The organism is Salinactinospora qingdaonensis (genome assembly GCF_039539445.1).
GTDB lineage: Bacteria > Actinomycetota > Actinomycetes > Streptosporangiales > Streptosporangiaceae > Salinactinospora > Salinactinospora qingdaonensis.
This window is the reverse complement of sequence record NZ_BAABDD010000003.1, coordinates 276,132-286,378: the sequence shown is the minus strand read 5'-3', so window position 1 is coordinate 286,378 and position 10,247 is coordinate 276,132. Positions and strand designations below refer to the sequence as shown.

Here is a 10,247-nt window from a genome sequence, read left to right as displayed (position 1 = left end):
CAACGGGGTGTTCGTCTTGGCCGCCGGGTTGGGGGAGTCGCTGGGTGAACTCTTGGAGCTGCTGGTGTTTCTCGCCTCGCCCGCGGCCGCCGTGATGACCGGTCAGATGCTGCGGCTGGGGGTTCCCGATCGGGTGCCGTTCTCGGACGGTTGACGTGCGGGGTGCGTGGGGGTGTTCTCTGTTCGCTCGTGCCTCGATCGCTTCGCGATCTCGGCAGCTTGGGGTGGCGTTGGGGTGGGTCGAGGCGGGTATTCGCGCCAACGGGGTGTTCGTCTTGGCCGCCGGGTTGGGGGAGTCGCTGGGTGAACTCTTGGAGCTGCTGGTGTTTCTCGCCTCGCCCGCGGCCGCCGTGATGACCGGTCAGATGCTGCGGCTGGGGGTTCCCGGCCGGGTGCCGTCTTCGGACGGTTGACGTGCGGGGTGCGTGGGGGTGTTCTCTGTTCGCTCGTGCCTCGATCGCTTCGCGATCTCGGCAGCTTGGGGTGGCGTTGGGGTGGGGGTGGTTTGGGCGCCGGTGCTGTTGGCGGGGGTGGGATGAGGGGCGGGTGTGATGGTGGGGGTGGTTTGGGCGTCGTGGCTGTCACGAGGATGCCTGATCGGCGATCCTCGCGATCGAGGATCGCCGATCAGGCATCCTCGTCGTGATCATGGTGGTCGTGGGTGGGGCGGCGACCGCTTAGGGGCCGGTTTGCCGGGATTGTGGCGTCTTTCGGGGTGGTGGCGGCGCGTTCCGCCTTCGGGGAAGGCCGGTCGGGGGTTCGTGGCGCTTTGCCAGGGCGTGTTATGCCCGGTGTGTCGCGTTTCGCTTCGCCATGATCATCACGAGTGTCGTCGCTCAGCGATCTCGACTTCTCCGTGTCGCCGAGCAGTAACACTCGCGATGATCATGATGGCCCCGCCCTCCCTGACCCCACGGCGGCTACCCGCACCCGCCCCCAACGAACCCGAGCCCACACCACACCCGCCCAACCCACCGCCCGTCGCCGCTCTCCGTTGTGACCTCGCCTCCATCCCACAGCACCGACTCAGCGTCTCCCTGGCCCACCGCTCGTCGTCGCCGCTCTTCGTTGTGACCTCGCTCCCATCTCACAGCACCGATCCAACGCCCAGCTGGCCCACTACTGGCCGTCGCTGCCCTCCGTCATCCACCCCGTTCCGAGCCAACAGTGCCGACATCCGTGCCACCTCAACCCGGCGCCTCCCCCAGGCTGCTGAGATCGCGCAGCGATCGAGGCACGAGCGGCGAAAGACTATTCCCACGCACCCCACGCCCCAGCCGTTCGAAAGACAGCACGTAGCGGCAACACGCGCGAGGATCATGCTGCCCGTCACCAGTCGCGCGGTCAGCGGCCCCGGCTGCGTGGCGGGGCCACCCGCTCCACGCCGTAGGGGGCCAGGTGGTCGGCGAGCGGGCCGGCGAGGGCCGCGTCGACCGCGGCCACGTCCCACTGCGCGTTCTCGACCTCGGGGTGCTCGCTGAAGGCGTATTGGGGCACCACCCGCAGCCGCTGCCCGTCGAAACGGAAGAACTGCCCGGTGACCCCCGCGGCGCGGTCGCTGAGTAGGTAGGTCACCAGCGGGGCGATGCGTTCGGGAGTGCGGTCGGCCGGCACCAGCGACCGGGCGAACGCGCTGCTGGTCATGCGGGTGGCCGCCATCGGCGAGATCGCGTTGACCCGCAGCCCCACCGGCTCGAAGTCCAGTGCCCACGAGTACGTCAGCGACAGGATCGCCGCCTTGCTCGCCCCGTAGGCGCCGGTTCCGGGAAAGCCGAACGCGCCGCCGGAGGAGGCGTTGACCATCGCCCCGTGGCTTTGGCGCGCCATCGCCGCGGCCGCCGCGCCGCCGCAGTACATCGTGCCGAGCACGTTGACCGCCAGGAGCGCGCGCAGCCGTTCGGGATCTTCCTCCCAGGGCAGCGCCTCGTGGTAGCGGCCGGCGTTGTTGATCAGCCCGTCCACGCTGCCGAAGGCGTCCTGGCACACCTCGATCAGGTCGCGTGCCCGCTCGGCGTCGCTGACGTCGTGGCCGGCGGCCACCGCCGTGCCGCCGGCCGCCGCGATCTCCTCGGCCACCTCGTGCGCCCGCGCCTCGTCGACGTCGTTGACGACGACCGCCGCGCCGCAGCCCGCCGCGTGGATCGCGTACGCGCGCCCCAGCCCTTGGCCGGCGCCGGTGACCACCACCGCCCGCCCGGCCAGCACGCCGGGTTCCGTGTCGTCGGCCGCCACTGTCGCGTTTTTGTGGGTGGGGGTGTGGCGGGTGGGCGGCTGTCCGGGGGCGGTGTGTCGGTCCGTAAGCGGCGGGCCGGGTCCCGTGCTGCCGGCCACGGTCACACTCCCGCGCGCAGTGTCTCGGGCAGGGGGCGGCCGGCCAGGTGCGGGCCGTCGGTCTGTAGGTGGCAGGCGACCTCGCCGCCGCCGTCCACGGGGGTGGGCGCCGGCATCTCCACGCGGCAGCGTTCCATCACCATGGGGCAGCGGGTCTGGAAGGGGCAGCCCGCCGGCGGGTTCACCGGGCTGGGCGGTTCTCCCACCGGCGTCGCCCCGCCTGCGCCGCGCCGCGAGGCTCCCGGCGCGCTCGTCAACAGCATGTGGGTGTAGGGGTGGGCCGGCGCGGCGAACACCCGCGCGGTCGGCCCTGTCTCGACGACCTTGCCCAGGTACATGACCGCGACCCGCTGGGCCACGTGGCGCACGGCCGCCAGGTTGTGGCTGATGAACAAAAACCCCATCCCGCGGTCGTGGCGCAGTTCGCGCAGCAGCGCCAGGATCTGGTTCTGGGTGGAGACGTCCACGGCGCTGGTCGCCTCGTCGCACACCACCACCTGCGGGTTCAGGATCAGCGCCCGCGCCAGCGCCACCCGCTGGCGCTGCCCGCCGGAGAACTCGTGGGGGTAGCGGTCGAGGTGGCGCTCCTCCAACCCCACCAGGTGCAGCATCTCCCGCCCGCGCGCCCGGCGCTCGGCGCCGGAAAGCCGCTCGTGCACGCGTAGCGGTTCGGCGACGCTGTCGCCCACCGTCATGGACGGGTCCAGCGACGAGTAGGGGTCCTGGAACACCATCTGCAACCCCGGCCGCAGCGGGCGCATCCGACGTTCGGGCAGCGCCTGGATGGCCTGGCCCTGGAACGACACGGTGCCTGAGGTGGGCGACAGCAGCCGCACGGCCACCCGACCCAGCGTGGACTTGCCGCACCCGGACTCGCCCACCAGACCCACCGACTCGGCCTCGCCCACGCCGAGGCTGACCCCGCGTACCGCCCGCACCGGGGCGGTGCGCCGCCGGAACAGGCCCTGCGGCGAGAACGCGACGTGTACGTCGTCGAGTGTCAATATGTCGCGGGACACCTTACTCACCTCTCGGGGCGCTCAGATCGAGCACGCACCGGTGCGCGCTCCCATCGGGGTGGCGTTGCAGGGCGATCTCCTCGGCCCGGCACCGGTCGTGGGCGTGGGCGCAGCGGGGCTCGAAGCGGCACCCCGGCGGCAGCGCTCCCGGCGTCGGGGGCGCGCCGGGAATCCAGTGCAGTTCGGTGCTGTCGTCGCCGTCGGGCCGCGACCCGGCCAACAGCGCCCGGCTGTAGGGGTGGCGGGGCGCGTGCAGGAACTCCTTGACCGTGGCCTGCTCCACCACCTGCCCGGCGTACATCACCACCACCTCGTCGCAGATGTCGGCCACCACGTCGAGGTCGTGGGTGACCAGCAGGATCGACAGGTCGAACTCGGCGCCCATGCTGCGCAGCAGGTCCAGGATCTGGGCTTGGACGGTCACGTCGAGGGCGGTGGTGGGTTCGTCGGCGACCAGCACCTTCGGTTCGCAGGCCAGCGCGATCGCGATGAGCACCCGTTGCAGCATGCCGCCGGAGAACTCGTGGGGGTAGCAGGTGGCGCGGGCGCGTGCCTCGGGCATGCCGACCTTCTCCAGCAGGGCGACGGCGCGCTGCCAGGCGTCGCGGCGGCCGAGGTCGCGGTGGCGCCGCACCGACTCGGCGATCTGCTCGCCGACTGTGAAAGCGGGGTGCAGGCTCGACATCGGCTCCTGGAAGATCATCGAGATGTCGTCGCCGCGGAGGTCCTCCCACTGGCGTCGCGACAGCGAGTACAGGTCGGTGCCGTCCAGCCACACCGTGCCCGAGGCCACGCGCGCGCTCGCTTTAGGCAGTAGCCCCATGAGCGCCAGCGCCGTGGTGGACTTGCCGCACCCGGACTCGCCCACCAGCCCCATCACCTCGCCGCGGCGCAGCTGGAACGACACGGTGTCGGTGACGCCGGTCCAGCCGGTCGAGGTCAGCACCTCGACGGACAACTCTTCTACGTTCAGCAGCGTGGCACCGCGTTCGGCCTCTTGGCTCATGCGTCCCTCCTCGTCTCGCGGCCCAGCGAGTCGCCGATGCCGTCAGCCACGACGTTGGTGGCCAGCACGGTGGCCGTGATGAACACGCCCGGCGCGATCCCCAGCCACCAGGCCGTGTTGATGTAGGGCAGCGCGCGGCCCAGCAGCGCCCCCCAACTGGAGTCGGGCGGCTGCACGCCCAGCCCGAGGAAGCTCAGGCCCGCCTCGGCCAGCATCGCGAAACCGCTGGCCACGGCGATCTGGACGACGATGGGGCCGGTGATGTTGGGCAGGATGTGCCACATCACCACGCGCCGCAGCGGGGTGCCGATCACCCGCGACGCTTCGATGTAGGTCTCGCGTGCGACGTGGCGGACGCTGGTGCGGGTCAGCCGGGCGAACCGCGGCACGAACACCACGCCGACCGCCACCATCGCCTGGGTCAGGCCCGGCCCCAGCACCCCGATGACCCCGATGGCCAGCAGGATCGGCGGGAAGGCCATGATGCCGTCGGTGACGCGCATGAGCAGGCCGCCGGTGCGCTGGGCCAGGGCGGCGATCAAGCCCAGCGGCACGCCGATACCCGCCCCGATCGCGACGGACAGCAGCACCGCCACCAGCGAGGTGCGGGTGGCCACGATGAGCCTGCTGAACAGGTCGCGGCCCACGTCGTCGGTGCCGAGCAGGTGGGTGGCGCTGGGCGGTTGCAGCACCGCGCCCAGGTCTTGGGCCAGCGGGTCGTGCGGCGTGATGGCGGGGCCGATCACGGCGACCACCCCGACCAGCCCCAGGAACCCGGTGGCCACGACGGCCCCGCGGTGGCTGAGGAACCGGCGGGCGAATCGCCACCGGTCGCGCCGGCTCGCGCGCCCATCCTCGTGTGTGGGCGCCGTCTCCGGTGTCTGCGCCATGGCCATGCATCCTCCCTCGGTTCTCGTCTTCGGCGAGGTCACTGGGACTGGGATTTGGGGGACAGCCACGCGTTGGTGATGTCGGCGGCCAGGTTGGTCACCACGATGACCACGGTGCTGACGACGACGATGCCTTGCACCACCGGCACGTCCTTGTTGATCACCGAGCTGACCGCCAGTTCCCCGATGCCGGGGATGGTGAACGCCTTCTCGATGATCACCGCGGCCCCCAGCAGCAGCGCCATCTGTGTGGCCAGCACCGTGACGATGGGGCCGGCCGCGTGTTTGAGGGCGTGCTTGCCCAGCACCGTGTGGCGGCGCAGCCCTTTGGCGGTGGCGGTGCGCAGGAAGTCTTGGTTCAGGGTGTCCAGCATCGACCTGCGCAGTTGCCGGGCGACTTCGGCGGCGGCCGGCGCGCCCAGGGCCACGCTGGGCAGCAGGATGTGGCGTAGCCAGTCCAGCGGGTCCTGGTGCAGCGGGGTGTAGCCCAGGGTGGGGAACAGGCCCAGGTAGACGGCGAACACCAGCAGGAGCAGCAGTCCCAGCCAGTAGCCGGGCAGGGCGATCCCCAGGGTCGCGATACCACGTACGACCTTGTCGGGCCAGCGGTCGGGGTTCAGCGCGGCGATGGTGCCCGCCGGTATCCCCACGAGGACCGCGAACAGCAGTGCGCTCAGCGTCAGCGCCAGCGTGACCGGCATGCGTTCGGCCAGCAGTTCGCTGACGGGGGAGGCGCTGAACACCGATTCGCCCAGGTTGCCCTGGAGTGCTTGGCCGAGCCATTCGGCGTAGCGCACCGGCCACGGGTCGTCGAAGCCGAGGCGTTCCCGGGTCTGTTCGATCTGCTCGACGGTGGCGTTCTCCCCGGCGACGTATACGGCGGGATCGCCGGGGATGAACACCGTGAACGCGCTGACCAGTGCTGTCACGAACAGCAGCAGCGGTATCGCGGCGAGCATCCTGCGCCCGATCAGCGCTGCCATGGCTGCACCACATCCATCGCTTCCTCCAGTTCGCGGGTCGGGGCCGGCGACAGCGGTGCGGCGGCGGTGCCGGTCGTGGTGACAGGCACCGCCGCCCACCTCACTGCGTCATCCCGACGCCGCGGAACTCCAGCTTTCCGGACAGCCATGGCTCCAGGCCCTGGACCTTGTCGGAGTAGGCCACGTTTTGGAACGGGAAGTACAGGACGACGTCGAGGGCGTCCTCGGTGATCTGTGCGGAGAGGTCACGCGCCAGTTGCTCGCGCTCGTCGTCGTCGATGGTCGCCACCAGCTCCTGATGCAAGTCGGCGACCTCGGAAGTCGTTTCTTTGGCGGGGTTGGCGAAGCCCTCCTCGGTGTAGAGCAGCCCCGCGGTCTGGGCCGGGTCCGGGCGGCCCGTCCAGTTGATGGCGCCGGCGTCGCCGTTGCCCTCCACGTAGAAGGAGTTGGCGAAGTTGGTCGTCTGTGTGATCTCGGCGTTGAGACCCACCTCGGCCAGTTGGGACTTGATCGCCTCGGACAGTTGGGTGTAAGAGGGCGCGTTCTGGTTGATTAGTTCGATGGTCTGGCCTTCGGGGACCTCGGCTTCGGCCAGCAGCTCCCTGGCCCGCTCCGGGTCGTAGGCGTAGTGGTCGGTGCCGATCTCTTCGTCGTAGGCGAAGTAGTCCTGTGGGAAGGGCTGCACCGCGGGTGCGCCCAGGCCGAACAGGAGCCCGCTGACCAGTGACTCGCGGTCGATGGCGTGGTTGATCGCCTTACGGACGCGCACGTCGTCCAGGTAGGGGCGGGAGATGTTGAGTTGCAGGTGGTAGAACTCCAGCACCGGCTCGGAAGCCACGGTGAAGTCCGCAGACTTGGCCGCCTCCACATCTTTGGCGCTAAGGATCGTGGCGTCGATGGAGCCGGTTTTGAGCGCGTTGAGGCGCTGTAGCGAGTCGGTGACGGTCGTGAACTCCATGGTGGCCGCTTGGGCAGCCTCGGGGTCCCAGTAGTCCTCGTTGCGTTCGTAGGTGGCCGACGTTCCCGGCTGGTAGGAGGCCACGGTGTACATGCCGCTGCCCACCGGTTCTTGGGCCAGGCTGTCGAACGCTTCGGGGCTGGCCATGGCGCCGGCTCGGCCGGTCAGCACGTAGGGCAGCGAGCTGTTGACGTTGGCCAGGTTGAATTCCACCTGGTAGTCGTCCACGACCTCGACGCTTTCGATCACGGCGAGTTCGCCTTTGACCGCGCTGCCCTCCACCGTCTGGGCGCGTTCGATGTTGGCCTTGACCGCCTCGGCGTCGAAGGGGGTGTCGTCGCTGAACGTCACGCCTTCGCGCAGTGTCAGCGCCAGAGTCGTCCCGTCGTCGGTGAACTCCCAGTTCGTCGCGAGGCCGGGGACCAGCTCCGCGTCGGGGGAGAGGTGGATCAGCCGGTCGTACACGGGAAACAGCCACACGTTGTTGCCCGCGCCGGGGGAGGTGTGCGGGTCGAGCGTGTCGATGGGCAGGGTGTCGGCGAAGCGGAACGTCGCGTTGGGGTCCAGTTCGTTTTCCCCGCCCCCACCTCCTCCGCTCGTGGACCCGCCGGTTGAGGAGCACGCGGCCACTAATGCCGTCACGGTGGCAACCGCGACGTAACGCCATAGTTTCATACGGCCTCCGTCCACGTCTTCGTTGGTGTTGACGTACTCTTACACTTCGATTCTGATAGCGCAAGAGGTCAGCGCCCGATCGCGTGATCTGTGGACGGCGGCATCGCCGCAGGTGTCGCCTCGTTCGCCCTACTCATGGATTAAATTCAGTTAAATAAATTGCGCACTGTAACGTGGCTTTCACGGGGTCGGTGTCTCGCTGGGCGGAAGGTCGGCGTTTCCCGGAGGCGGTTCGCGCGTGTCCGCCCGTCCCGCCGTGGGCTACCGGCGGTAACCCGCGTGGCTGCCAGGGCTGCGCGTGCCCGCGCCGATGGCGGCCGGGTTGTTGTTTTTTTGAACGGCTGGGGTGGCGGCCGTAGGGAGTGTTTTCTGTTCGCTCGTGCCTCGACCGCTGCGCGATCTCGGCAGCCTTCGGGGTGCTTACCCGCGTGCGCCCCCGCCCGCTCTCGCCGCCCTTTCCAAAAACAACAACCCGCTCCAGCAGGGGCCGCCCGCGCTCGGTGAGCCCCTGCCTCGAGCCTTGCCGCTCCGCCGTCTCCGTGCCCTGCCCCTACGGGCCGGGCGGATCTCCGAGGCTCGGGCGAGGACGAGGTCGCCCTCCGTGCCCTGCCCCTACGGGCCGGGCACGGGTTCTCGGCGGCGCAGGCCGTTGACGATGAAGACGGCGAACTCCTCGGCGATCGCCGCCACCCCCGCCTGCGACTCCTGGGCGGGGTCGTACCACATGTTGATCCAGTTGAGCGCCCCGAAGATCGGCTTGGTGGCCAAGCGGGGATCGACGTCGCGGAACACCCCTGAGGCGCGCCCCTGCTCGACGAGGTCGGCGAAGCCGTCCTCATAGCGGTCCCGCAGTCCGATGAACAGGTTCACCGCGTCGGCGCGCTTGGTCTGGGCCTCCGCGAGCACGGGAGCCTCAAGCCCCTGGATGGCGACACGGGAGAAGGAGCGGCGCGTCATCATCGTGGTGGCGTGCATGTACGCGGCGTCGTAGAGGCGCTGTTCAGGGGAGCGTTCCGAGTCCGTGAGGATCGGCTGTAGCTTCTCCAACAGGTCGCGCATCGACGCCACGAGGACATCCAGGAAGATGTCGAGTTTGGAACGGTAGTAGTGGTAAATGCGCCCTTTGGTGGCCCCGAGCGCGTCGGCGATGTCGTCGATGCTCGTCGCGGCGAAGCCACGCCGGTTGAACGCCTCGGCCGCCGCTTCGAGGATCTGCTGGTTTCCCTTGTCGGAGACGCCGGGACGGGTGAGGGACATCGGTTCAAAGCGGGAGGTCACGGCTTGCTTTCGTGGGTCGCGTGGGTTGGTGGCGCGGGCGCGCGCCGCTCGTCGGCGACGGGCGCTCGCGGCGACGGCAGAACAACAGCGGAACATACCGAGTCGTACCTCGTCGTCGGTATCTCCAGTATGGACCCCACGGCTGCACAGCCGGACAAGCCAAGTCGGCGTTCCGGGCCCACCGTGGGCCGGCGCGGGCGGTGCGCTCCCGGCGCCGTTCGGCGTGGTCAGTCCTCTCCCGCCAATAGCGCGTCGACGAGGTGGCTGTCGTAGCGCAGCGCGGTATCAAAGGGCAGGTGGGCGGCCTGGCGCAGCGAACGCGCCAGCAGTGACCCGCTGCCCGGCGGTAGCGCGTTGAGGCGCGTGGCCACCCGCTGGAGCGCGGCGGGCAGCTCCGAGGTGGGGGCGACCTCGGTGACCAAGCCCAGGTCCACCGCGCGAGCGGCGTCGACCTCCCGACCGTGCACCGCCAGTTCGGCCGCGGCGCGCCGGCCCAGGCCCGCGAGGCGGTGCAGCGGCGCGCCGCAGAACCAGTCGCCGTTGTCGGCCCGGCCGAGTCCGAAGCTCGCCGCCTCGGCCGCGACGGCCACGTCGGCGCGCAGGCACAGCGCCAGGCCAAGGCCGCTCACCCGGCCCTGGGCCGCGATGACCACGGGGGCCGCGGCGGCGTGCAGGTCCCGCAGCACGGGGTGGACTGTCGCGCGCAGCCAGTCGCCCAGGGCGGTCCCCGGCGGCGCGTGGCTGCCGTGCAGCGCGCCCGGTTCCGCCTGGACGATCAGGCCGTCGCGCTCGTTGCGGCGCAGGTCGGCTAGAGCGGTGCGCAGCTCCTCGATCTCGTCTGGGCCGATGCCGGCGCCGGTCAGTGCGACCGTTCCCAGCCGCTGGTGGTCGGTGAGGTGGGTGATGGTCATGGGTGAGGGGTCCTTCCTGGCAGATGCCCGAAGCGGGGCGTGTCTCCACGCTTTTCGCCAAACGAGGCTGCGGGCCGGTGGTGGGTGGACGCCGTGATGGCGTGTCGGTTGCAGTGCGCAGCGGAGGTCATGGGGCGGGTTTCCGCCGCTCGTGCCTCGATCGCTTCGCGATCTCGGCAGCTTCTGGGGGCCGTTG

9 protein-coding genes are annotated in these 10,247 nt (G+C 70.2%); 1 reads left to right on the top strand and 8 read right to left on the bottom strand.

Going from position 1 to position 10,247, the window contains the following annotated elements:
* Positions 1–224: 224 nt before the first annotated feature.
* Complete coding sequence (locus tag ABD848_RS05205) at positions 225–413, top strand: hypothetical protein (RefSeq protein WP_344967854.1); 189 nt, start codon at positions 225–227, stop codon at positions 411–413.
* A gap of 931 nt (positions 414–1,344) precedes the next feature.
* Here the strand turns inward: ABD848_RS05205 and ABD848_RS05200 are convergent.
* The 8 genes from ABD848_RS05200 to ABD848_RS05165 all read right to left on the bottom strand — a co-directional run bounded on the left by ABD848_RS05200 (position 1,345) and on the right by ABD848_RS05165 (position 10,051).
* Positions 1,345–2,232: an SDR family NAD(P)-dependent oxidoreductase gene (locus ABD848_RS05200; protein ID WP_344967852.1), complete on the bottom strand. Its 888-nt coding sequence runs from the start codon at positions 2,230–2,232 to the stop codon at positions 1,345–1,347.
* Between the two features lie 101 nt (positions 2,233–2,333).
* A complete protein-coding gene (locus ABD848_RS05195) occupies positions 2,334–3,350 on the bottom strand; it encodes an ABC transporter ATP-binding protein (protein WP_344967850.1) in 1,017 nt (338 codons plus the stop codon).
* 1 nt (position 3,351) lies between these two features.
* The gene (locus tag ABD848_RS05190; RefSeq protein ID WP_344967848.1) at positions 3,352–4,356 is read right to left on the bottom strand and encodes an ABC transporter ATP-binding protein; all 1,005 of its coding nucleotides are present in this window, start codon (positions 4,354–4,356) and stop codon (positions 3,352–3,354) included.
* Positions 4,353–5,246 (bottom strand): ABC transporter permease, encoded by an 894-nt coding sequence (locus tag ABD848_RS05185; protein ID WP_344967846.1) that lies wholly within the window; start codon positions 5,244–5,246, stop codon positions 4,353–4,355. Before ABD848_RS05185 ends, ABD848_RS05190 begins: the two co-directional genes overlap by 4 nt.
* Before the next feature lie 38 nt (positions 5,247–5,284).
* The gene (locus ABD848_RS05180) at positions 5,285–6,229 is read right to left on the bottom strand and encodes an ABC transporter permease (protein WP_344967844.1); all 945 of its coding nucleotides are present in this window, start codon (positions 6,227–6,229) and stop codon (positions 5,285–5,287) included.
* A gap of 100 nt (positions 6,230–6,329) precedes the next feature.
* Positions 6,330–7,862 (bottom strand): ABC transporter substrate-binding protein, encoded by a 1,533-nt coding sequence (locus tag ABD848_RS05175; protein WP_344967842.1) that lies wholly within the window; start codon positions 7,860–7,862, stop codon positions 6,330–6,332.
* A gap of 612 nt (positions 7,863–8,474) precedes the next feature.
* Complete coding sequence (locus ABD848_RS05170) at positions 8,475–9,119, bottom strand: TetR/AcrR family transcriptional regulator (RefSeq protein WP_344967840.1); 645 nt, start codon at positions 9,117–9,119, stop codon at positions 8,475–8,477.
* Between the two features lie 248 nt (positions 9,120–9,367).
* The gene (locus ABD848_RS05165; protein ID WP_344967838.1) at positions 9,368–10,051 is read right to left on the bottom strand and encodes an enoyl-CoA hydratase-related protein; all 684 of its coding nucleotides are present in this window, start codon (positions 10,049–10,051) and stop codon (positions 9,368–9,370) included.
* Positions 10,052–10,247: the final 196 nt, after the last annotated feature.